17 protein-coding genes are annotated in these 24,412 nt (G+C 57.3%); 7 read left to right on the top strand and 10 right to left on the bottom strand.

The genetic code is table 11. From position 1 onward, the window contains the following. Nucleotides 1-108: 108 nt before the first annotated feature. From mnhG to U2949_RS18030, 6 genes are read right to left on the bottom strand one after another with little or no spacing between them, the layout of a single operon-like run. A complete protein-coding gene (gene mnhG, locus U2949_RS18055; protein ID WP_321289195.1) occupies nt 109-525 on the bottom strand; it encodes a monovalent cation/H(+) antiporter subunit G in 417 nt (138 codons plus the stop codon). Then, nucleotides 522-803, bottom strand: a complete 282-nt coding sequence (locus tag U2949_RS18050; protein WP_009461751.1) for a K+/H+ antiporter subunit F — start codon at nt 801-803, stop codon at nt 522-524. Before U2949_RS18050 ends, mnhG begins: the two co-directional genes overlap by 4 nt. After that, a complete protein-coding gene (locus tag U2949_RS18045) occupies nt 800-1,285 on the bottom strand; it encodes a Na+/H+ antiporter subunit E (protein WP_026483416.1) in 486 nt (161 codons plus the stop codon). Before U2949_RS18045 ends, U2949_RS18050 begins: the two co-directional genes overlap by 4 nt. Before the next feature lie 5 nt (nt 1,286-1,290). Then, nucleotides 1,291-2,871, bottom strand: coding sequence for a monovalent cation/H+ antiporter subunit D (locus U2949_RS18040; protein ID WP_250757232.1), 1,581 nt, complete (start codon nt 2,869-2,871; stop codon nt 1,291-1,293). A gap of 44 nt (nt 2,872-2,915) precedes the next feature. Further along, on the bottom strand, nt 2,916-3,257 hold the full coding sequence (locus U2949_RS18035) for a Na+/H+ antiporter subunit C (RefSeq protein WP_009461754.1): 342 nt from the start codon (nt 3,255-3,257) through the stop codon (nt 2,916-2,918). Then, entirely contained in the window at nt 3,257-6,184 is a 2,928-nt protein-coding gene (locus U2949_RS18030; RefSeq protein WP_026483414.1) for a monovalent cation/H+ antiporter subunit A, read from the bottom strand. The genes U2949_RS18035 and U2949_RS18030 overlap by 1 nt, the downstream gene beginning before the upstream one ends. A 196-nt stretch (nt 6,185-6,380) precedes the next feature. Between U2949_RS18030 and hemN the strand changes: the two genes are divergently transcribed. Both hemN and U2949_RS18020 read left to right on the top strand, forming a co-directional pair. Next, nucleotides 6,381-7,802, top strand: coding sequence for an oxygen-independent coproporphyrinogen III oxidase (hemN, locus tag U2949_RS18025; RefSeq protein WP_257722685.1), 1,422 nt, complete (start codon nt 6,381-6,383; stop codon nt 7,800-7,802). 122 nt (nt 7,803-7,924) lie between these two features. After that, nucleotides 7,925-9,073, top strand: a complete 1,149-nt coding sequence (locus U2949_RS18020; RefSeq protein WP_080655493.1) for an NAD(P)H-dependent flavin oxidoreductase — start codon at nt 7,925-7,927, stop codon at nt 9,071-9,073. 15 nt (nt 9,074-9,088) lie between these two features. Here U2949_RS18020 and U2949_RS18015 read toward each other — a convergent pair whose 3' ends face one another. After that, on the bottom strand, nt 9,089-9,625 hold the full coding sequence (locus tag U2949_RS18015) for a hypothetical protein (RefSeq protein WP_009461759.1): 537 nt from the start codon (nt 9,623-9,625) through the stop codon (nt 9,089-9,091). 343 nt (nt 9,626-9,968) lie between these two features. Here U2949_RS18015 and U2949_RS18010 point away from each other — a divergent pair, with 343 nt between their 5' ends. From U2949_RS18010 to U2949_RS17990, 5 genes are all read left to right on the top strand, one after another. Beyond that, on the top strand, nt 9,969-15,878 hold the full coding sequence (locus tag U2949_RS18010; protein WP_321289192.1) for an alpha-2-macroglobulin family protein: 5,910 nt from the start codon (nt 9,969-9,971) through the stop codon (nt 15,876-15,878). After that, the gene (gene pbpC, locus U2949_RS18005; RefSeq protein ID WP_026483409.1) at nt 15,862-18,024 is read left to right on the top strand and encodes a penicillin-binding protein 1C; all 2,163 of its coding nucleotides are present in this window, start codon (nt 15,862-15,864) and stop codon (nt 18,022-18,024) included. Before U2949_RS18010 ends, pbpC begins: the two co-directional genes overlap by 17 nt. A 74-nt stretch (nt 18,025-18,098) precedes the next feature. Next, nucleotides 18,099-18,686, top strand: coding sequence for a hypothetical protein (locus U2949_RS18000; protein WP_009461761.1), 588 nt, complete (start codon nt 18,099-18,101; stop codon nt 18,684-18,686). A gap of 113 nt (nt 18,687-18,799) precedes the next feature. Next, on the top strand, nt 18,800-19,255 hold the full coding sequence (locus U2949_RS17995) for a hypothetical protein (RefSeq protein ID WP_257722682.1): 456 nt from the start codon (nt 18,800-18,802) through the stop codon (nt 19,253-19,255). A gap of 161 nt (nt 19,256-19,416) precedes the next feature. Continuing rightward, the gene (locus U2949_RS17990; protein WP_026483408.1) at nt 19,417-20,712 is read left to right on the top strand and encodes an aspartate carbamoyltransferase; all 1,296 of its coding nucleotides are present in this window, start codon (nt 19,417-19,419) and stop codon (nt 20,710-20,712) included. A 183-nt stretch (nt 20,713-20,895) separates the two neighbouring features. On the opposite strand, the gene U2949_RS17985 is transcribed toward U2949_RS17990, so the two are convergent. From U2949_RS17985 to U2949_RS17975, 3 genes are all read right to left on the bottom strand, one after another. After that, the gene (locus U2949_RS17985; RefSeq protein WP_026483407.1) at nt 20,896-22,416 is read right to left on the bottom strand and encodes a CoA-acylating methylmalonate-semialdehyde dehydrogenase; all 1,521 of its coding nucleotides are present in this window, start codon (nt 22,414-22,416) and stop codon (nt 20,896-20,898) included. Nucleotides 22,417-22,495: 79 nt separating this feature from the next. Continuing rightward, nucleotides 22,496-24,064, bottom strand: coding sequence for a cation/acetate symporter ActP (gene actP, locus U2949_RS17980; protein WP_026483406.1), 1,569 nt, complete (start codon nt 24,062-24,064; stop codon nt 22,496-22,498). Continuing rightward, nucleotides 24,061-24,378 carry a DUF485 domain-containing protein gene (locus tag U2949_RS17975; protein WP_321289187.1) on the bottom strand — a complete coding sequence of 106 codons (318 nt, stop codon included), beginning with the start codon at nt 24,376-24,378 and terminating at the stop codon, nt 24,061-24,063. Before U2949_RS17975 ends, actP begins: the two co-directional genes overlap by 4 nt. Between the last annotated feature and the right edge of the window lie 34 nt (nt 24,379-24,412).

The following is a 24,412-nucleotide window of genomic DNA, read 5'->3' as shown; positions in this document are numbered from 1 at the left end:
AGCGACTGCGTATGGGGCAATTCCCGATACGCAGTAAACACTTACTAGTATAAGTGGAGCAGTTGCAAGTGAGGGTAATAAAACTTGTCTAAACCCTCACTGCTTGACTCAGGTCTTGTCGCTGGCCGGTGGTTGAGCCAAATCTCTGGACAGAGGCGCTTTGTGTGGCATGTCCAGATAGCCTGGCTCGTCCGGGCCGTACTCGGCCAGACGCTGGCGATGCTCGCGTTTGATGGCAGCGCGCATCAGGAAGATGGCGGTGACTGGCGAGGTAATGATCAGGAGCACACTCAGGATGAGCGGGTGCAGAATAGGGCGGCTCATCAAGTGGCTGGCGCTGATGGCGACGGCCAGCACCATGAAAAACGTACCCAGCGTGTTCCCCATGGTGGGGGCATGGATGCGTGAATAGAAGTGCTTGAAGCGCAGCAAGCCAGCCGAACCCACCAGGGCCACGATGCCGCTAAGAACCAGCAAAAGGGCAACCGGGACGGCCAGCCACCAAGGTAATAAAGGCGTATTCATGGCTCGATCACCTCGGCACGTAGCAGGAACTTCGCCATGGCTGCCGAGCCTACAAAACCGAACAGGGCGATCAGCAGGGCGATATCAAAGTACAAGGTAGAGTCAAAACGAATGCCCAAGGCCAGCAAGGCCAGCATACCGTTGATGTACATGGTGTCCAGCGCCAGCACGCGGTCGGCGGCAGAGGGGCCTTTAAGCAGGCGGATGACAGCGCAGCCCATGCCCAGGACAAAGCAGCCCAAGGCAAACTGACAGGCCCAGTAAACAATGTCTATCATTGGAAAATCTCCAGTAGCGGTCCTTGGTAGCGCTTCTGAATAGTGTCTAACCAGACCTGTTCGTCTTGCAGATCCAGAATGTGCAAGGTCAGGACGCGGGTCTCGTAATCGAAGCCGGACCAGACGGTCCCTGGGGTGTAGGTAATGATGCACGCCAAGGCTGCCAGACCATGTGGGTCAGTCAGTTGCAAAGGGATGGCCAGAAAGCCGGGGCGGGGCGCATTGCCGCCTTTCAGGACCAGATGACCCACGGCAATATTGGACAGCACAATATCCCAAGCTACTTGGAAGATCAGTTTCAAGGCCAGAAAGGGGTGGCGGATGCTGGCTTTAACCGGACGAAATGGAATGGCGGCTAAGCTCAGGGCGATGGCCAGGAACAGGCCCAGCACCACGTAACCGGCCGAGAGCGAGTCGTTCAGCAGCAGCCACAGGCCAAGCAGCAGCAAGGGCAGGAAAAGATGTTTGGTATAGCGTCGCATCAGAATCACTCCGCTTGAACAGAACGTAGCGGGTTCTGCCGCAGGACGGACCCTATATAAATACGGGGTTCATCCAGTTGCTGGGCTGTTTGTTCCAGGTAGGTGGTGATCGGGCCGGCATACCAGCTCAAGATCCCGCAAGCCACAATAATGCTGGCAATGGGAGCAGCTTCGATCAGTTTCAGGCGGGGAATCGTCAGGGAGCTATTGCTCCAGAACAGACGAATGCCCACACGTACCATGGCGATCAAACCGGCTACGCCGGAAATCAGTACGGCAGCGGTCAGAATCCAGGCATTCAGCGGTTCGGGTGATTGGCCCGAAGCTTTCAGCGCGGCTGTCAGCAAGGATAGCTTGGCCACAAAACCGGACAGCGGTGGCAGGCCCACAATCAGCAAGGCGCAGGCAATAAAGGACATGCCCAGGAACACCATCACGCCAGGGATAGCCACACCTACCACGTCATCGCTGTTGTCTTCGGACTCCGGGTCGTCCAGATCAAAGACTTCCTGACTGACGGCCAGCAGGTCGGCACCAAAGGGTTTGGTACGGCTAACCAGTTCCAGCAGCAGGAAGAAAGCACCCAGGGCCAGAACGCTGCTGAGCATGTAGTACAGGGCAGGGCCGGTCAGGATGACGCCGGGCATGCCCAAGGCAGCCAGCAAGGTGCCGGAGGACACGATGATGCAATAACTGGCCAGTCGTTCGGGTTGCTGTGCGGCCATGACACCAATAGCGCCAAAGGCCAGCGTGGCGATCCCGGCTGGGAACATCCAGGCCACGCCAAAGGCGGCAGGAGCTCCCGTAGGCAGCAGCAAGGAGCCGATACGCAGCAGTGCGTAAATACCTACTTTGGTCATGATCGCAAACATGGCAGCGACCGGCGCACTGGCATTGCCATAAGCATTGGGTAGCCACAAGTTCAGGGGCCAGGCGGCGGCCTTGATCAGGAAGGCAATACCCAGAATGGCCATGGCCGCTTCAAAAACCAGACGGTCCGAGTCCGGCATGGAACCGGCGCGCAGAGCCAGATCAGCCATGTTCAGGGTGCCGGTGACACCGTAAACCAGGGCAATTGCGATCAGCAGCAAGAAAGAAGAGATCAGGTTGACGGCAATGTAGTGCAGACCGGCACTGACGCGGGCCGCGCCCGAACCGTGCAGCATCAGACCATAGGACGCTGCCAGCAGCACCTCGAAGAACACAAACAGGTTGAACAGGTCGCCAGTCAGGAAAGCGCCGTTCAGGCCCATTAGAAGCAGTTGGAACAAGGAGTGGAAATGTACCCCTACGCGATCCCAGCGTGCCAGCGAATAGAACCAGCAGCAAAAGGCCAGCACATTGGTCAGCACCAGCAAGAAGGCGGCCAGCCGGTCCACGACCAGCACAATCCCGAAGGGAGCGGGCCAGTCACCGAGCAGATACACACCCACGGACTGGGGCCAGATCGGGTCCAGTGTGCCATCGGCCAACAGGAGCAGATAGACCGCGCAGAACAACTGGGCCAATAAGGAGCTGAAAGCGATCAGCAGCTTGTAGTGACGGCGCTTGTCGCGCAGCATCACCATCAGTGCCGCGGCCATCATGGGGATGGCAACGGGCAATACGGGCAAGTGTTGGTTGAGTAGACTCACAGATCGTCTTCCTCGCGGCCATCAACGTGGTCGGTACCGCTCAGGCCACGATTGGCCAGAATGACGACCAGAAACAGGGCGGTGGTGGCAAAGCCAATCACAATAGCGGTCAAGACCAGCGCTTGGGGGAGGGGGTCGGCATAGTCGGCCCCCAGCTTGCCGGCGTTAATAACGGGAGCGGCGCTGATTTTGAGCCTGCCCATGCTGAAAATGAACAGGTTCACGGCATAGGACACTAAAGCCAGCCCCATGATGACCTGAAAGGTACGCGGGCGCAGCAGGAGCCAGACGCCCGAGCCCGCCAGCACACCAATCGCAATTGAAAGCACGATTTCCATTATTTATTCTCCATCCCGGATGCAGCGTTCGAGGCGGATTGCAGCGACGGCAGTTTGCGATAAAAACGTAGGGATTGGTGGGCCAGCGCGACCAGAATCAGGATGGTGGAACCAATCACCAGCATGAATACGCCAATATCAAAGATCAGCGCGCTGGAGGTATGCACGTCGCCAACCAGGGGCAGATGCAGATCCCAGCTTTGGGCAGACAGGAAGGGCTTGTTGAAGGCCCAGACCAGCATGGCAGCGACACCGGCTGTCAGCAGACCCAAGCCAATCCAGGTTTGAGGCTGAATCAGAGGGCGGGACTCCATCCACACCACGCCGCTAACCATGTATTGCAGGATAATGCCGGTTGCCATGATCAGGCCGCCCACAAAACCTCCGCCGGGCAGGTTGTGCCCACGCAGCAGGAAGTACAGGGCGATCAGCGTGGAGATAGGCAACAGCAGGCGCAGCAATACTGCTGGAATTTGCATGATGCCTTCTGGTAACGGTGTCTTGGGATCCGGCTCCACAAAGACGGCTTCACGGCTGTCCTTGACGTTCTGGCGACGGGCCAGAGGCTGGGCGATGGCTTCGATCGGTGGACGGAAGCGTCGCAGCAGCGCAAAGACCGTCAGGGCCACAATGCCCAGCACCACGATTTCACCAAAGGTATCGAAGCCGCGGAAGTCCACCAGAATCACGTTCACCACGTTCGCTCCACCGCCCAGGGGCAGGGCCTTCTCGACAAAGAAGGGCGAGATGCCGCTGGGGTGAGGGCGTGTCATCATGGCGTAGGCCAGGGCGGCAATACCGCAACCGGCCAGAATGGCAATAATCAAGTCGCGGCTACGGCGGAACAGGGCACGACCACTATTGTCCTGGCCGCCAGGCATATCACTGACGCGTTGCGGCAGCCAGCGCAGGCCCAGCAAAATCAGCACAACGGTGACCACTTCCACCGCCAGCTGGGTCAGCGCCAGGTCAGGGGCGGAAAGCCAGGCAAAGGTCAGGCTGGTGACCAGTCCAGCGCCACCAGATAGCAGCAAGGAGGCCGGGCGGTGGAACTTGGCTTGACGAGCCGCACCAATCGCGCAGGCAATTCCGACCGCCCACATCAGGGCAAAGAAGGGGTCGATGGGGGTGGAAATAGTGGATTTGAACCAGTTGCCGCGAACCAGGGGCAGGGCGGCAACACAGATTGTGGCCACAATAATCAGCAAGGTCTGACGCTGCAGACGTGGCGAGTAAAGCTTGCCCACGGCCCAGTTGGCTGCCACTTCCAGATACTCCATGGCCAGCTCAAAGAAGCGTCGGCCATCCGCACGGGTCAGCAAAGGCGTACGGCCTTGGCGGTTCCTGTAGAAGCGGTTGATGATTAGAACGAAGATCACACCCATGCCTGTTGCGACCAGACTCATGATCAGGGGCAGGTTGAAACCATGCCAGACGGCCAGGTCGTACTGAGGCATTTCAGCGCCCAGAATCGCGCTGGCCGCGGTATGCAAGAAGGGGCCAAAAGTCAGGCTGGGAATGATGCCGACCAATAGGCAGGTCAGTACCAGAATCGCGCTGGGGATCAACATGCGGCGAGGCGGCTCGTGTGGCTCGCGGGGCAAGTCCTTGGCGACAGGGCCAAAAAACACCTGTGCAATAAAGCGCAAGGAATAGGCCACGCTGAAGGAGCCCGCAATCACGGCCACCACGGGCAGAGCATATTCCCAGGTGTTGCCATTGCTGGCCAGAATGGTCTCGGCAAAGAACATTTCTTTGGAGATGAAGCCGTTCAACAGCGGCACACCGGCCATGGCAGCCGCCGCAACGGTAGCCAAGGTGGCAGTCAAGGGCATGGCGTGGCGCAAACCGGAAAGCCGGTTCAGGTTACGGGTACCGGTTTCGTGGTCCACAATACCGGCCGCCATGAACAGGGACGCCTTGAACGTCGCGTGGTTCATCATGTGAAATATCGCCGCGACCAGAGCAAGTGGGCTGTTCAGGCCCAGCAACAAGGTAATCAGCCCCAGATGACTGATGGTGGAATAAGCCAGCACGCCTTTCATGTCGCGCTGGAACATGGCCACATAAGCCCCCAGCGTCAGGGAACACAGGCCAGCGCCGCCAATAATGACAGCCCATTCCGTGGTGCCCGACAGGGCAGGCCACAGGCGCGCCAGCAGGAATACCCCGGCCTTGACCATGGTGGCCGAGTGCAGATAGGCGGACACAGGTGTGGGGGCGGCCATGGCGTGAGGCAGCCAGATATGGAAGGGGAACTGCGCGCTTTTAGTGAGCGCACCCAAGGCAATCAGGATCAGCATCCCGGTATACCAGGGGTGATTGCGAATCTGCTCACCCGACTCCAGAACGACGCTCAGGTCGTAACTGCCGGCAGCCTGGCCCAGCATGAGCACGCCCGCCAGCAAGCAGAAACCGCCAGTACCCGTGATGATCAGCGACATGCGCGCACCGCGACGCGCATCCATGCGGTGATACCAGTAGGCAATCAGCATGAAGGAGGACAGACTGGTCAGCTCCCAGAACACGACCAGCTGGATCAGATTGCCCGACAGCACCACCCCCAGCATCGAGCCCATAAAGGCTTGCAGAAAGGAGAAAAAGCGTCGGACCGGATCCTGGGCGGACAGGTAATAGTGCGCATAAAGGGCGATCAAGGCCCCCATGGCGGTAATGATGATACTGAAAAGCCAGGCATAGCCGTCCATGCGCAGCTTGAAGGTCAAGCCATGGGCGGGTATCCAGGAGCGTGACGACTCCAGCACCTCTCCGCGAGCAATGTCCGGATAGGCGTAGAGAGTGAGTAAGGCGCACGTAACGGCGACAGCGCCTGCAAGAGATGCCTGGAGTTTGCGAGAGTTCGCGGGCATCAGGGAAGATAGCAAGCTACCGATAAACGGTAGAGCTAGGATCACGAGCAAATACATCTGACTCCAACAGGCGGTAATTTAGGCGGCTAGCGCTTAATAATACGATATATGAAGCTAAATTCAGCCCAACAGCCATAAAAAAAGCGTTTTTTTAGTTATTGCGGCCTTGATGCAGGTCAAGCGCATGCTTGAGGTTTTCTCTCACAATGAATGCTTGACTAGAAGAAACAGGTCTCGTGCAGGAGGACCCTTTATGCCGCAAACACTGGAAGCATCGGATGCCAGCGCCCCCACCGCGCCGGATATCGAAATCTCTGAAGCCCTGATCCGGCGTTTTGATCGTTCGGGGCCTCGCTATACCTCCTATCCCACTGCAGACCGTTTTTTTCAGGACTTTCCTGCTCAGCCTTATATTCACGAATTATCGCGGCGCGCCTTGAGCAGCAGTAATCCGCCTCTGTCGGTTTACCTGCACATCCCGTTTTGTCAGTCGCTTTGCTACTTCTGTGCCTGCAACAAGATCATCACGCAGGATCGTAGCAAGAGCGAGCAGTACCTGGATTACCTGCTGCGCGAAATTGATATGGTCACCCAATATATGGGTGAAGACCGGCGCACCGAACAACTGCATTTGGGCGGCGGCTCGCCCACTTTCCTGGACAACGAACAGTTGGCCCGCTTGATGGCCAAGCTCAAGGAGCAGTTCGCGTTCACGAACGATGCTGAACTGGGCATCGAGATTGACCCGCGTACCTTGGCGGAAGGCACGCTCCAGAACTTGGCGGCTCTGGGTTTTAACCGTACCAGCTTCGGGGTGCAGGACTTTGACCCCAATGTGCAAAAAGCGATCAACCGTATTCAGCCCTTCGAAATGGTCAAACGCGCCATTGAAGAGAGCCGGGCTGCCGGTTTCCAATCCATCAACACCGATCTGATCTACGGTCTGCCTTTGCAGACTCTGGAAAGCTTTGCCATCACCATTGACTCCTTGGTGCAACTGCGGCCAGATCGCATCGCTTTGTATAACTACGCGCACTTGCCTACGCGCTTCAAGGCGCAGCGTTTAATCAACGAGGAAGAATTGCCTGACGCCGACCAGCGCTTGCAGTTGTTCCTGATGTCTTCGCAGCGTCTGCTGGATGCGGGTTATGTCTATATTGGTCTGGACCATTTTGCCTTGCCGACGGACGAGCTGAATCTGGCCCGTCTGGACGGCAGCCTGCACCGCAACTTCCAGGGCTACACCACCCGCGCAGCCTGTGATCTGGTTTCCTTTGGCGTGTCGTCTATTGGTCAGGTGGGTACCATGCATGTGCAAAATGCCCGCAGCCTGCGCAATTACTACGCCGATATAGACCGGGGGCGTTTGCCTATCGAGCGGGGTATTGTGATGCAGCAGGATGATCGCCTGCGGGCGGAAGTCATCATGCATTTGATGTGCAGCATGCCAGTGCCTATCTTGCGTCTGGAAGCGCGTTACGGCATTGATTTTGCCAGCTACTTCTCTGCCGAGCTGCAAGAGCTCAACAGCTATGCCGACGCCGGCTTGCTGACTGTCGATGCTCAATCCATCCAGGTTCTGCCCAAAGGTCGTTTGTTTGTGCGCGCCTACAGTATGGTGTTCGACAAGTACTTGAGCCAGGAAAGCGGTGCCCGCTATTCCCGACTGATTTAACACCGTGGCCGTCCTTGCAGACGGCCACGATTCTATTGCCCTGTTTCTGGTCCCGACGTGGCCGGCAGGTTCTTGCATCAACCTAAGGTATCAACATCGTGCTAAAGACGGATTTACGTCTCATGTCCCTGAAGGGAAAACTGCTTTTGCCTATAGTTCAAGGCGGCATGGGAGTCGGTATTTCGGCGTCCCGGCTGGCCGGTACTGTGGCCGCATTGGGCGGGCTGGGGACGATCTCCAGCGTGGATTTACGGCGTCATCACGAAGACCTGATGGACAGCACCGGGGGTGATGTCGAAAAAGGCGTGGTCGATGCAGCCAATTTGCAGGCCCTGGACCGCGAAATCAATCGTGCCCGAGAGCGTTCGGGTGGTAACGGTGGCATCGCCGTCAACATCATGAAGGCCGTCTCGCAGTATCCCGAGTATGTGCGTCAGTCTTGCGAAAGCGGGGCAGATGCTGTGGTGGTGGGCGCTGGCCTGCCGCTGGATTTGCCTGAGCTGGTTCAGGATCATCCCAAAGTTGCCTTGATTCCTATTTTGTCGGATGTGCGCGGCGTCACTTTACTGGTGAAGAAATGGCTGCGTCGCAAGCGTTTGCCGGATGCGGTTGTTCTGGAAAATCCCCGTTTTGCCGCAGGCCACCTGGGGGCCGCCGATGACCAATCCTTGAACAAACCTGAATACGCTTTCCAGCGCGTTCTTGAAGGCTGCCGTGCCTTGTTTCGCGAGCTGGGCCTGGAGGCCGAGCGTATCCCCTTGATCGCCGCAGGCGGGATTCACCGTCCTGAACAACTGCGTCAATTAATGGATTGGGGTGCAGATGGGGTGCAAATGGGTACCGCGTTTGCCGTCACCGAAGAAGGTGATGCGCATGAGAACTTCAAGCGCGTGTTGCTGGATGCCGAGCCCAAGGACATCGTGACCTTTATGAGCGTGGCCGGACTGCCTGCCCGTGCCGTGCGTACGCCGTGGCTGGATGCTTACCTGCATAAAGAGCAAAAGCTGCAATCGGTGGCGCGAGAGCGTGCTTGCACGGAAGGCTTTGATTGCCTGGCACATTGTGGCTTGCGCGATGGCGTGCAGCGTCATGGTCAGTTTTGCATTGACCGTCAGTTGGCCTATGCCCTGAAAGGTGATGTGCAGCGCGGTCTGTTCTTCCGCAGTTCCGAAGCCTTGCCTTTTGGCAAAGCCATGAAATCGGTGCGCGAGCTGATGGACTATATGTTGAATGGCCGCAGCAAAACGCCGGGCGTGGTTCCTGCGGCCTAAAACGGGATCAAGGGCTTAGCCCTTGATTTCGCGGATCAAGCCTTCCTCACCGCCATCAATGGTGTGGACGGCTTCCTTCCTTTGCGTTTCCAGTGCCAGGCGACGGGCAATTTCATAGCATTCTTCAATATGCTGGTTGCCGACCTTGCGCAGCACCACAAAGCTGATGGAAGCGGAAATGGCGCTGCCTATCAAAGGCACATATTTGGCGCCGTATTTCCCGGCCAGTTTCTTCGCTCCCAGACGCACCAGAATATTGACCACGCGATCTGTAGTCAGCACGCGTCCCACCATGCCCAGGCCCATACTGGTTCCCCCCACGACCACCAGCTTTTTCAGCTCCGGGCTCAGGGCGTCCACATCGTTGGCCGTCAAGCCGAAGCGCGCGTTGATAATGGGGATGACTTTCATCAGAATCGCCACATCTGTACCCACATCCACACCGGGTATGGGCACCACGGCTGCCGCTGCCGACAGCAGAGCGCGCCGACTGATCAGTTTGCGACATTCTTCGCGGGTTTTATCCAGTTCCTGCAGTGTCATCGTGCTCATGTGTCTGTCCTGAAATCTAAGCGGATTGATCGTGCAAGCCTTAACACATATGGGGCGAGTATCGTGCTTTTCCAGTGACTGCCTGGGCAATTATGTTTCTTATCGTAGTGGATGCCGCCAGTTTGGGGAAAAAAGCAGGGTATTAGTCGCATTTGAAATTTTTTCTTTCAAATGCCATGAGTGCTTCTGCAAACGGGTGTCGTGAACAATTAAAGCCCGGTGTCTTTTTCTGTTGCACTTGGTGGCATTCTTTATGAGCTTTCGGGGCTGTTCAGACACGCTCAGAGGGTCTGATTTCTATTAAACTGGCGCCGAAAATAGCACATTCCATAGGGGAAGAACGATGCATCGCCAGTCTTTGCTGGGTTTGATGTTCTTGCTGGGTGTCAGTAGCGCCCAAGCCATTACGATAAGCAGTTTTTCGCCCCAAGGGGCGACATCGGATTTGCGGGATGTCAAAGTCACCTTTGCCACACCCGCAGTTCATTTTGGGGATTCGCAATTGCCTGCACCCGTTCAGGTGCAGTGTGATGATCCTTCGGTAGTCGGTCAGGGCCGTTGGCTTGATTCGCGCCGCTGGATTTATGAATTCGACGAGCGTCCAGGACCAGGCTTGAGTTGTACAGCCGTCGTGTCCAAAAGTTTTCGCAGCATCAATAATGAAGCGATTAGCGGACCGGCTCAATATCGTTTTAATTCAGGCGGCGCCATTCTGGAAAGCAACCGCCCGTATTACAACATTATTGATGAAGACCAGGTCTTTCTATTCAGCTTCAATGCGCCGGTTAATAGCGCCTCTTTAGTCAAGAACGGCTATTGCCGGGTAGAGGGTATTGGCGAGCGTATTGGCCTGAAAGCCATTGAGGGTGCCGAACGCGATGCCATGGTTCGTGCCGAGTTCTATGTAGACGAGGTGGACGACCGATACCAGGCTGTCCAGTGTGCGCGCCCCCTGCCAGCGGATGCCAGCGTGTCAGTGGTGCTGGAACCGGGCATCATGACCCAGATTGAAAATCGCAAGGGCGTCCCTAATACGGACCGCTACACCTACGATTACAACGTGCGCCCCGAGTTTACGGCCTCGCTCTCTTGCATGCGCGAACGCGCAGAAGCGCCTTGCACGCCGGTTGGCAGCTTCGGTGTGCAGTTCTCCGCGCCTGTCGCTTACGAGTACTTGAGCCAGATTCGTTTGGAAGCCGGCAAGCAGGTTTGGGAGCCCAAGTCTGATAGCGACGAGGCCTGGCAAGATCGTGGCCCTGGCCAGTACGTACGTTTCGAGGGGCCTTTCCCTGAAAACGCCAAGCTGACGGTCAAGATTCCGGACGGTCTGACGGACGATGCGGGTCGCCGCCTGAAGAACCCGCAAGTGCTGAGCAACGGCATGAGCACCACGACCTATCCGCCGCTGGTGAAGTTTGCGGTTGAGCCTTTCGGGATTGTGGAGCGTTTCGGCCATGCGGATCGCGACGGTTCGGACGATTCCGATCCGCCAGCCATTGGCTTGAACCTGCGCAATGTCGAGCCTGATCTGAGGACCGAGCAAATGCTGGTGTCGGCTGGACAGGTTGGGGCTTTGGCTGTGAAGGACGATAGAGAGGTTCTGACCTGGTATTCCCGTCTACGTCAGCTGAACTATTCCTGGAGAATAAGTGCCGAGCAATTGCGCAGCATGATGGACAGCGATTTCCGTATCACGGCACCCGTTGACCAGTATGGCGATTTGGATTTGCGTGGCCAGCCGCTGCTGATTGGCAAAGAGGTCAAGAAGCTGGATTTGCCTGGCATGGATCAAAAAGGCGAGCGTCCTTTTGAGCTGATCGGTGTACCGCTGAAAGAGCCTGGTTTCCATGTTCTGGAAGTTGCTTCTCCACGTCTGGGAGCTTCCTTGCTGGAGGCGGCCGGTACCATGTACGTGCGTAGCTCTGTGCTGGTGACCAACCTGGGTGTGCATATCAAGAAAGGTGGTGACGATTTGCTGGTCTGGGTCACGACACTGGATGATGCCAAAGTCGTGCCCGGCGCGAAAATTCGCGTGATGAACTGCCGTGGTGAAGAGCTGCTGCAAGGTGAAACAGACGAGAATGGGATGTTCCATCACCCGCAGGCGGTGCCCAGCCCGGATTACTGCCAGGACACCGGTTTGTCCGGTTTGTTCGTGACGGCGCGAATCGACAAGAACAACCCCATGGCTCGTGGTAAAGATGATTTCAGCTTTGCCTTGAGCGAGTGGAATTCGGGTATCGAGCCTTGGCGCTTCAATGTGCCTTACAACTGGGGCGGTCGCGATGAGGCCATTGCTCACACTGTGATGGATCGCAACCTGTTCCGTGCGGGTGAAGTGGCCCATATGAAACACTATGTACGCGAACGCGTGCGTGACGGTTTCAAGGCTCCAGCTCGTTATCCCGACACCATGATTGTCGAGCACGATGGCAGCGGCAAGCGAATTGAGCTGCCTTTGAAGTGGCAAAAGACAGCGGCAGGCAGCGTATTTGCTCTGACCGACTGGAAAATCCCCAAGGACGCCGAGCTGGGTGTGTATCGCTTGCGAACCGAAGGTGAGGATCAGTACTTCAACTTCGGCGAGTTCCGCGTAGAGCAGTTCAAGCTGCCTGTATTGGGCGGCAGCATCAAGTTGGGTGACGGTCAGGATCGTCCTTATCTGGTCAAACCCAAAGAACTGCAGGCCGACCTGCAGTTGCAGTACCTGTCTGGTGGCCCGGCTGATTACTTGCCGGTTCAGTTGTCGGCGGTTGTCCGCTCGGCAGGAACGTCCTTCAGCGCCTATGACGATTTCAGCTTTGTTCCTCCCGAGAAAGTTGAACAGTCTGATGTCTCGGACTCCCGTGTTTTCCTGAACAAGAAGCGCTTTCAGCTGGATGCACAGGGTGGTTTGCGTGCCACGCTGGATGAGTTGCCTGCAGTGGATCGTCCTTCCGAATTTCTGGTAGAAGCCACTTTTGCCGATCCGAACGGTGAAATTCAAACCTTGACCCAAACCGTATCCGTATGGCCGGCCGATGTAGTGGTGGGTCTGCGTGCAGGTAGCTGGTTGGCAGCCGGTTCGTCCACCAAGCTCTCGGCTATCGCGGTGAGCCCGGACGGCAAGCCACTGAAAAACGTGCCTGTGCGTATTGAGGCGGCCAATGTGCAGCGTTTCTCGATCCGCAAGCGTATGGTGGGTGGCTTCTACAGTTACGACAATCAGGAGCAGCGCGAAGACCTGGGCACGATCTGCGAAGGTCGCAGCGACGATCAGGGTCTGGTGCAGTGTGATGTGAAACTGGAGAAGGGCGGTCAGGTCGAGCTGCGTGCCATTGCACGTGATGGCGAAGGCCGTGAGTCCGTTGCTGCCAGCACAGTCTGGGTCAGTGGTTCTGGTTACCTGTGGTTCGGTGGTCAGAACGATGACCGTATCGACGTGATTCCTGCAAAGAAAACGTGGGCTCCTGGCGAGACAGCCGAGTTCCAGGTGCGCATGCCTTTCCGCGAAGCCACGGCCCTGGTGTCGGTGGAGCGTGAAGGTGTCTTGCAGGCTCAAGTGGTTCAGCTGGAAGGCGACAGCCCTAACGTCAGCGTGGAGATCAAGCCCGAATGGGGGCCGAACGTTTACGTGTCCGTGCTGGTTCTGCGTGGCCGTCTGCGTGAAGTGCCTTGGTACTCTTTCTTTAGCTGGGGCTGGAGTCAGCCTCTGACTTGGTACAAAGCCTACTCGGAAGGCGGTGGTGAATTTGTTGCCCCGACAACTACCGTGGACTTGTCCAAACCTAGCTATCGTTTTGGTCTGGCCAGCATTGAAGTCAGCAGCCAGCAAGATGCGCTGGATGTGAAGGTAACGACGGATCGCAGCCAGTACGCGATTCGTGAGCAGGCCAAGGTTGATATTCAGGTCCTCAAGTCCGATGGCACACCGGCAGCCGGTGCGTCCGTGGCCTTGGCCGCTGTGGATCAGGCTTTGCTGGAACTGAGCCCGAACAATAGCTGGAACTTGCTCAACGCCATGCGTGCCTTGCGCGGGTACAACGTGCAGACCGCTACGGCGCAGTCTGAAATCGTGGGTCGTCGTCACTATGGTCGCAAGGCTGTAGCAGCCGGTGGTGGCGGTGGCAAGAGTCCCACTCGTGAATTGCTGGATACCTTGCTGCTGTGGAAGGGCAATGTGGAGTTGGACGCACAAGGTCGCGCAACGGTGACCGTGCCGCTGAAAGACTCCCTGACCCAATACCGTATTGTGGCCGTCGCCGATCTGGCAGGCGATCGCTTTGGTAGTGGCTCGGCCCAGATCGTCACGACGCAAGACCTGCAGATTATTTCCGGTTTGCCAGCCATTGCTCGTGAGGGTGATGACTACCAGGCTCAAGTGACGCTGCGTAACAGTAGCCCACGCGCCATGACCGTGAAGGTGCAGGCGCAGTACCGCGGTAAAGGCTTGCCCTCGGCAGACTTGCCAGAGCAAACCGTTGAACTGGCCTCGGGCTCGGCTAAAGTGGTTTCCTGGCCCATGTCGGTTCCACTGTCCAGCGGTTCGGCTGATTCGCACCAGATGGAGTGGACGGTGAGTGCGCAGGAGGTTCAGCAGTCCGGTGCCACAGGTAAGGCCGCCAAGGACAGCCTGGCAATCAAGCAGGAAGTCTTTACCGCGACTCCCGTTACGGTTCAGCAGGGAACACTGGTAGCTGTCGGTATGGATGAGCCACTGAACATGTCGGTGCAAGCACCGGCCGGTGCCTTGAAGAACGAACAAGGCGTGGTTCAAGGTGGTCTGCAAATGTTGTTCCGTTCCTCCTTGGGGGGCGGTATGGAAGGGGTGCGTGCCTGGTTTGAACGCTATCCTTACAGCTGCTTTGAACAGCAAGCCTCGCGTTTCATGGGCCTGCGTTCCGAAGAGGCGTGGTCTGGCCTGATGCAGCGCATGCCGTCTTATTTGGACGAGAATGGTTTGTTGCGTTACTTCCCAAGCAGCTACGGTTGGGGCAGCCGCGTGTTGACCAGCTACATCCTGGATATCAGCTACATTGCGGAATCCATGGGCTTGAACTATCCCATCCCGGACGGCTTCCGCAACGAGATGCTGCAAGCGCTGGAAAACGTGGTGAATGGTCGTATCCCGAGCATGCAAACGGTCTCGCGCCAAGAACGGGATCTCGAAGTGATTCGTGCGACGGCCGTGCTGGCCAAGTATGGCCGTGCTCGCGTCAATATGCTGGATTCGGTGGAACTGAACCTGCAAAGCTGGCCCACTGAAATCCTGCTGGCCTGGGTGGATCTGACTCAGCGTTTGCCGGGCATCAAGAAAGCCGAGCAGACACGTAAAGAAGCCATGAATCTGATCCAGGCACGTCTGGTCAGCCGTGGTACCCGTCTGGTCTTTGGTGAGGACGCGCTTAACGGCAGCCCATGGGCCATGACCAGCCGCGTGACCAACCAGGCTCGCCTGATGCTGCTGGCCAATGAAATGTCGGACTGGACCGAGGACATGCCTCGTCTGGCCCAAGGATTGTTGGCGGAGCAGCAACGTGGTGCATGGCGCATGACCACTGAAAACCTCTTGGGTAGCTTGGCCATTGAACAGTTCAGCCGTCATCACGAACAGAACCCTAGCGGTCAGTCCATGGTGATTCTGGGCTCGGAAAGTGCCCAGGTGGTGGATTGGGACATGCTCAAGCCTGACGGTCAGGGTGTGCGTTCTTCCAGGATTGATGTGCCGTGGCGCGGCGATCAGGCCGATAACCTGAGCGTTGAGCAAATGGGTGAGGGCAAGGCCTGGATCGAAGTTCGCTCCCTGGCTGCGGTGCCCGTGACCAAGCCAATTGCTGCTGGCTTGAGCATGGAGCGTCATATCGAAGCCGTCGAGCAGGCCAAACCCGGTGTATGGAGTCGTGGTGACATCATGCGCGTGAAGATCAAGGTCAAGGCTCAAGGTCAGGCAAGCTGGGTGGTGGTGTCGGATCCGATTCCTGCCGGTGCCACTATCCTGGGCAGCGGCCTGGGTCGCGACTCTGCCATGGCAACGGCCGGTGAAGAGCAGTCCGGTCATTGGCCCAGCTTTGTCGAGCGCCGCTTTGATGGCTACCGTGCTTACTACGAGCGCTTTGAAGAAGGCACGACCGAAGTCAGCTATACGGTGCGTCTGAATACAGTGGGTCAGTTCGTGCTGCCAGCCAGCCGTGCTGAAGCCCTGTACGAGCCCGACGTGTTTGCTGTCTGGCCTAACGAGCAAGTTCTGGAAGTTGTGGATGCACCAGCCAATTAAAGCAGGACTGCTGGTGTTGGGACTGGCCCTGTGGGCCAGTCCCGGGCAGGCCATGCCCAGCTACAAGGAAGTTCGGCAAGCCTACCGATCGTCCGATGTTCAGGTCCTGGATCGTCAGGGCCAGCTTGTCCAGCGAGTCCGTCTGGACTTTCGTCAACGGCGCGGCGATTGGGTCGCGCTGGAGCAAATTTCTCCGGCCTTGCAAATGGCGGTCCTGGTGTCTGAAGACCGCCGTTTTGAATCTCACGGTGGGGTGGACTGGTTATCAGTCGGCTCCGCCGCCTGGGATGGCCTGTTTGCCGGACGCAGTCGCGGTGCTTCTACGATTACCATGCAGCTGGCCGGTCTGATGGATCAGGATCTGATCGGTGGTCGAGGCGGGCGCTCGGTCTGGCAAAAGCTGGATCAGGTGGTGGCCGCCCAGTCGCTGGAAGACACCTGGACCAAGCCGGAAATTCTGGAAGCCTATCTGAATCAGGTGGCTTTTCGGGGTGAACTGGTTGGGGTGGACGCGATGGCGCGTACCTTGTTTCAAAAGCAGGCCGCTGCGCTGGATGCACGCGAATCTGCCATTGCCGCAGTTTTGCTGCGCGGCCCCAATGCCTCGGCCTTGATGGTCGAGCGTCGGGCGTGTACGACCCTGCAAGAGATGGGACGCGCCGAACTATGTCGAGAATTAAGTAATCTGGTACCGGTGGCTTTGCGCCGGGCCGGACAAGCCCCCTTGGGGCAAGCCCAACTGGCCCCTCATTTTGCCCGTTGGGTTCTGGATCAGAATCCTGAAATCAAAGCCGGTGACAGTATTCGTACGACCTTGGATACACGCCTGCAAACTCAAGTGCAAGCCAGTATGCGGCGCCACTTGCTGGATCTGCGCACCGCACGTGTTCAGGATTCTGCCGTGGTGGTGCTGGATAACCATAGCGGACAGGTCCTGGCCTATGTGGGGTCCAGTGGTGATCTGTCCGAGGCGGCCGAGGTAGACCATGCCCGTTCCTTGCGGCAAGCCGGTTCCACGCTCAAGCCCTTTTTGTATGAGATGGCGATTGAAAAGCGCCTGTTGACCGCCGCGTCCTTGCTGGAGGATTCGCCGCTGAATCTGTCCACCGGCAATGGTTTGTATATCCCGCAAAACTACGACAAGCAGTTTGTGGGCTGGGTCAGTGCGCGCAATGCCCTGGCCTCTTCCCTGAACATTCCTGCCGTGCGTGTGCTGACCATGCTGGGGCCTGCCAACTTGGTGGATCGCCTGCGTGCGCTGGGCCTGAATTTGCGCCAGGACGGCGACTTCTATGGTTACAGCCTGGCCTTGGGCAGCGCCGATGTCACCTTGCTGGAACTGACCAATGCTTACCGTGCACTGGCCAATCTGGGCCAGACGCAAGCCGTGCAAACACGTATGGATCAGCAAGCCGCTCCCTTTCATTCTGTGATGGGTGAGGGTGCCAGCTGGATTGTGGGTGATATGTTGTCGGACCGTCAGGCTCGGGTGCTGACTTTTGGTTTGGACAGTGCTTTGAGTACGCCATTTTGGAGTGCGGTTAAAACCGGGACCAGTAAAGACATGCGTGACAACTGGGCCCTGGGTTGGACGGAGCACTATACCGTTGGCGTTTGGGTGGGAAATAGTGCCGGTCAAAGTATGCAAGATGTATCAGGTGTCAGCGGAGCAGCACCGATTTGGCACGAGGTGATTTCGCTCTTGAACCAGCGTCGCCCCGGTCGTCAAACGGCCATGCCTGCTCAGGTGCAGGTGCGCCAGATTGAGTTTGTGCCTGCCATGGAGCCTGACCGCGAAGAATTTTTTGTTGAAGGCACGCAGACTGATCGCGTGGAATTAAGCGATGTGAATCTGGCCTATGCCGGCCCGGCCCGAATCCGCGAGCCGGTCAATGGCACCATTTTCGCGCTGGACCCGGATATTCCACCGCAAAACCAGCAGCTGCGATTGCTGGCCCAGGGGCAGATTACCGAGCCCTTGGTATGGTGGGTGCAGGGGGTAGAAGCAGGGAAGGGGGCGCAGTTGCGAATTCCATTGGTACCAGGAACGCTGCGCATTGAATTGAAAACTGAACAAGGTCGCTTAATGGATCAAGTCAGCGTACAAATTAGGGGTGCGCAAATGACAAGCTTTAACAAAGATTAACCGCTTGCGCTTTTACATGACTGATACACTGCTATCCTTATTGATTCTTCGTAAAGAGAGGGGGGAACTTCACCATGATGACTTTACGCACACTCGCTCGAATTTTGGCTCCTGTTGGCCTGGTCGCCTTGGCCGCTTGTCAAACCGTTCAAGAAAAGCCGAGCGACAAAGCTGGCACCTCCAGCGCCGCAACGCAAACCACTCCCTCCACGCCTGCGACGGGTGCTCAGCAGCCTCAGGCTCAAGCTGGTGCCGAGCAGCAAGCTGCGCCTGTACAGATCTTCCTGGCTGATACTCAGGAACAAGCGGGTTGGGCACGTGTCGACGTGCAACCTAATGGTGTCTTGTTTGTGAATCCACGTGCCGTGGTGGTGCGTGAGGATCTGGTTGGCGTGCAAGCCGGCACCAACGACAGCAAAGAAGGTTTGCTGGCTTTGGATCTGACCCCAGAGGCTGCTCAGCGTCTGTTGCAAGTTACCACTCAGTTCCCCAAAAAGCGTCTGGCTTTGGTCGTGGGTGACACCATGCTGGCTGCCCCTGCTTACGGTTCGCCCGTTAAAGATGGTCGCCTGATTTTCATGGTCGGGACGGAAGCTAACGCTTTGGCTGCTGCCCGTGCGATTGCCGGTCCACAGGCTACCCAGACCAACGGTAAGAAGTAAGCGCTGCTGGCTCGTCTGAATGCTGTCCTGGTCCTGGGTTCACCCATGCCCGGCTTTTTGAAAAACGCGGTGGGTGTACACCCGCCGCTCTTGTTACTAACAGGAAAGTCGGTATGGTGACCCCGCCAGGCAGTCTCGCTTTTTATATTCTTTCTTTTCGGGTTCTGGTCTGCCTGCATGGGGCTGCGCTGCTGTTCATCATGCTGATGGGCACCGGAGCGATTGGATCTGTTTTCGTCCCCGCTCTTTTGCGCCTGCCCTTGTTCGTTTTTCTGATGGGGCTGGTTTCGGCGTTTCTGGCCTTGTGCTGGAGTCACTGGACCCTGGCGTGGCACAGCTCCAAAGCAGGGCGACGCTGGGCCTGGATACCCGGTTTCTGTTCGGCCTTCTTTCTGGCCTTGAGCCTGGCTCTTTTTGTAATTGGCGTATGGGGTACCTTGGGCCTGGCCGATTTTGCCTATCAGCATAGCGAGTGGCTTACCTCCGGCCAGCAAGATTACGACGGTTTTGTCGTTCCCAATAATGACGAAGCCCAGCCCTATACCATGCCTTATCGGCAACATCCTTAGCTTGCCTTCCATTTGAACGCTACGTTCAGACAGCAGCGTTTCAAGCCTGCTGCGTAGAGTGTCGTTGTATTTTCTGCAATAGTCTCAATTCTTGCTCGCTTTTTTATCAGCCGCAGTCTTAAAATGTGCGCATTGCGTATATTTCATAAGCGAGAGCTGATATGGCCGTCTCCCAACAAGTTTTTTTGCGTGATGCAATGCGTCGCCTGAACCTGACTCGTGACGTTTTTGCGGCACGTATTGGGGTGAAGCGTCGTGCACTGGATACCTGGCTGCTACCTGAAGGCTCTTTGGAGTCGCGGGCCATGCCCGAAGTGGTGCAGCGTTTTGTCACGGAAATCGTGGAAAACGAAGCCTTGCTGAGCAAGTATGCGCAAAGCGCACAGTCCGGTCCTTTGCGTGACCGTATTGCCACCGGCGGCAAGCATCAGCTCTTGTCCGTAGACCAGTTCACCCGCGAAACCGTCGAAGAACTGTGCAGCCTGGCCGATATCATGCAGCCCATCGCCCGCCGTCAAAAAGTGTCGCGCGTGCTGGAAGGTGCTGTGCTGGGTAACCTGTTTTTTGAAGCCTCGACCCGTACTCGCGTCAGCTTCGGCTCGGCCTTTTGCCGCCTGGGTGGTTCGGTGTGTGACACCACCGGCTTTACCTTTTCCTCCATGGCCAAAGGCGAGTCCATTTACGACACCAGCCGCGTCATGAGCGGCTATGTGGATGCCATGGTGATCCGTCACCCCGAGCAAGGCTCGGTCGCGGAATTTGCGCGTGCTACCAATATTCCTGTGGTGAACGGTGGTGACGGCGCGGGCGAACACCCCAGCCAGGCCTTGCTGGATCTGTACACCATCAGCACGGAGTTCTCCCGTCTGGGCAAATTGCTGGATGGTGCGCATATCGCCCTGGTGGGTGACTTGAAGTATGGCCGTACCGTCCATTCGCTGATCAAGTTGCTGGGCATGTACCGTGGCCTGAAATTCACTCTGATCTCGCCCCCCGGCCTGGAAATGCCCGAGCACATTGTGGAGCAGGTGGCCAAGCAAGGTAAGCACGTCATCGAGCAGACGACGTCCCTGGAAAAGGGCTTGCCTGGTGTGGATGTAATTTATGCTACGCGTGTGCAGAAAGAACGCTTCGAAGAAGGGCAGGACGGCAGCTTCACGGCCGACTTCCAGGTCAATAAAGCCATTATCGACCGCTGCTGCGGCCCCGATGTGATCGTGATGCACCCACTGCCACGCGATAGCCGCGAAGGCGCACATGACTTGAGCGTGGACTTGAACCATGATCCGCGTCTGGCCATCTTCCGTCAGGCAGACAACGGTATTCCCGTGCGTATGGCGATTTTTGCTGTGCTGCTGGGTGTGGAAACGCTGGTGCAGCATTCCATGCGTGATGTGACCTGGAATCCTCCTTCGCACATCGGTCCTGATGATGCGGTTTTCCACGGCATGTACTAAGTTGAGCAGGTGTCAGCGCTAAGTACACGCAGGCATTTAAAAAAAACCGGGGCTCTGATTCAGAACCCCGGTTTTTTTGCTCTTGAAACGTGTTTTATAAACCTGCTGGGTGAGCAGACCTATAACGATATGCCAAGCTGAACCGTTTTTTGAAAGTGACGATTCAGCCCGGAAAATCTACTTTTACTTGGACGTAGGCATGGCAAATTCCGCACCCTTGGAGATGCTTTCAGGCCAGCGCTGCATGATGGATTTCTGGCGGGTGTAAAAGCGAACGCCTTCTTCACCGTAAGCGTGCATATCGCCAAACAGGCTCTTCTTCCAGCCACCAAAACCGTGCCAGGCCATTGGCACTGGAATTGGCACGTTGATGCCAACCATGCCCACGTGGATGCGGCGGCCAAATTCACGGGCCACGTTACCGTCGCTGGTAAAGCAAGCTACGCCGTTGCCGAACTGGTGCTTGTTGATCAGTTCAATGGCACTGGCCAGATCCGGTACGCGTACGCAGCACAGCACAGGGCCGAAAATTTCTTCCTGATACACGCTCATGTCGGGGGTGACGTGATCGAACAGGGTGCCACCCATCCAGAAGCCGTTCTCGCAACCTTCACCGGCTTTGGCGCCGTCAAATTCGCGACCGTCGACCAACAGTTTGGCGCCTTCCTGTACACCTTTGTCGATGCAGCTGCTGATGCGCTCGCGCGCTTGCTGTGTCACGATGGGACCCATTTCGGCGGCGGCATTGGTGCCGTTCAGAATCTTCAGGCTGCGAGTACGTTCTTCCAGCTTGGGCAGGATGCGCTCGGCAGAGTCACCCACCAGCACGGCTACCGAGATGGCCATGCAACGCTCGCCAGCCGAGCCGTAGGCGGCACCGATCAGGGCGTCCACGGTCAGGTCGATGTCGGCATCCGGCATGACGACCAGATGGTTCTTGGCACCGCCCAGGGCTTGCACGCGTTTGCCGCCGATGGCGCCCATTTCATAAATGCGATTGGCAATCGGGGTGGAGCCCACGAAGGAGACGGCTTGCACGTCCTGGTGATTGACCAGCGCCTCAACCGCGTCTTTATCACCTTGCACCACGTTGAACACGCCATCGGGCAGACCGGCTTGTTTCAGCAGTTCGGCAATGAACAGGCTGGGGCTGGGGTCGATAGGGCTGGGCTTGAGCACAAAGGTGTTACCCGCCGCGATGGCGACAGGGAACATCCACATGGGCACCATGACAGGGAAGTTGAACGGGGTGATGCCGGCCACCACACCCAAGGGCTGGCGCATGGTCCAGTTGTCGATATTGGTGCTGACCTGTTCGGTGAAATCGCCCTTGAGCAGTTGAGGAATGCCGCAAGCAAATTCCACAATTTCAATACCGCGGGTGACTTCGCCCATTGCATCGGACAGAACCTTGCCATGCTCGGCCGTAATCATGGCTGCCAGCTTTTCCTTGTTCTCGTTGAGCAAGGCCAAAAAGTTGAACAGCACACGGGCGCGGCGTAGCGGTGGGGTGTCGGCCCAGGCGGGGAAAGCGGCCTGGGCGCTGGCCACAGCGGCGTCAATATCTTGCTGGCTACCCAGTTTGACCTTGGCGCTGACCTGGCCGGTGGCCGGGTTGTACACCGGTTGAGTACGTGTACCGGCGCCAGCCTGCTGGCCACCTCCGATGTAGTGAGCAATTTCGGGGGTGTTTAACTCTGTCATGGTGATGCTCCTGCTGGGATGAATTAAAACAAGGGGCGGTAACCCGATCGGGCTGGGCTACCGCCAGAGTACCAAGTATCTAGTGAGATACAGCGGCAATACCGACTGCAGTTTCAGCGCGGACCTGTTGGGCGTCAAAGCCATCTCGGTCTTCGCTGGCGCGGCGGCTGCTGTCCAGTTTCGATACAAAGTAAATCATGAAAAATGCCAAAGGCATGGAAATCAGGGTGGGGAAGTCGTAGGGGAATACAGCTTCGGAAAAGCCCAGAATGCGGACCCAGACGGCTGGCGACAGAATCACCAGACCCAGGGCCACAAGCAGGCCGCTCAAACCGCCATAAATGGCACCACGAGTGGTCATGCCGCGCCAGTACATGGACATCAGCAAGACCGGGAAGTTGGCCGAGGCGGCAATACTGAAGGCCAGGGCAACCAGGAACGCCACGTTCTGGTCACGGAACAGCAGGCCCAGGAAAATAGCGACAATGCCAATGCCGATCGAAGCCAGACGGTTGACGCGCATGGCTTGCGAGGGGGTGACATCGTCGCGGCGGATGACTTTGGCGTACAGGTCATGTGCAACTGCCGAGGCACCGGCCAGGGTCAAACCACTGACCACGGCCAGAATCGTGGCAAAGGACACGGCGGCCAGCAAACCAAACAGCAGGTTGCCACCCAAAGCCGTTGCCAGGTGCATGATGGGCATGTTCGAGCCACCCAGCACCATGCCGCCTACCTTGCCGTCCACATAGAACTCGGGGTAGTTGGGCAGGATGGCCATGGCAGCCAGACCCAGGAAGCAGATCACCACAAAGAATACGCCCATCAAGCCCGTTGCCACGAAGACCGATTTACGGGCAGCGCGCGCATCAGGCACCGTGAAGAAACGCATCATGATGTGGGGCAGACCGGCAATACCAAACACCAGTGATACCGCCAGAGACAGGCCCGAGAACGGATCAGCCATCAGCTTCCAGGGACCCTTCATGGCCGCGCCCGCCTGGTGATGCTCAGCTGCAGCGCCGACCAGGGCAGAAAAGTCGAAGTTGAAGTAGTACAGGGCCAGGCCAGCCATCAAGAAGCCATTACCCATCATCAAGATAGCCTTGATGATTTGTACCCAGGTGGTTGCCACCATGCCGCCCACCACGACGTACACCATCATGAGCAAGCCCACGGCCACCACGGCGTAGGTGTAGTCGATGCCAAACAGCAGTTGCACCAGTTGTCCTGCACCGACCATCTGCACGATCAGGTAGAACAGCACCACCGTTAGCGAGCTGATTGCGGTAAAGATGCGGGTGCTGCGTTCATCCAGGCGGTACGAGACGATATCGCTCAAGGTGTAGCGGCCCAGATTGCGCAAGCGCTCGGCAATCAGAAACATGATGACCGGCCAGCCCATGAAGGCGCAGACCGCATACAGCAGCGAGTCAAAACCGTTGGTAAAGGCCAGGGATGAAATACCCAGCAAGGTGGCGGCGGACATGTAGTCACCTACAATGGCCAGGCCGTTTTGCGTGCCGGTAATACCGCCCCCGGCGGTGTAAAAGTCCGAGCTGGAACGAGTGCGCGACGAGGCCCAGTAGGTAATGCCCAGGGTCACGACCACAAAGGCGGCAAAAATCAGAATCGCTTGTGTATTCATGGGCGCACCTTTGCCAGTACACGTTCGCAAAGCGGATCAAAGCGCGTGTTGGCGACGTGGATATACACGCCTGTTAATAACCAGGACACAAAAATCAGTCCTACCCCGTACACCATGCCACTGTTGACAGCTCCTCCACTGCCCAGGTCATGGGTTAGAACGCCAGGCCAAAAAATGGCCGTCACGATAAACAGGCTGGTCAGCCCCAGGCAGATGCCGGCGCAGGCAAATGCCAGACGCCGACGCTGCGACTTGAGTTGCTCATATTCCTGTAGCCCGGCTAGTTGCCGGCTTAACTCTTGATGCGACAGCATGGTTTTGTCTCCGTATTGTTGTGATTACTGCCCA

This window comes from Alcaligenes phenolicus, from assembly GCF_032063905.1.
In the GTDB taxonomy this organism is placed as follows: domain Bacteria; phylum Pseudomonadota; class Gammaproteobacteria; order Burkholderiales; family Burkholderiaceae_B; genus Alcaligenes; species Alcaligenes phenolicus.
This window is presented reverse-complemented; position numbering and strand designations above follow the sequence as displayed.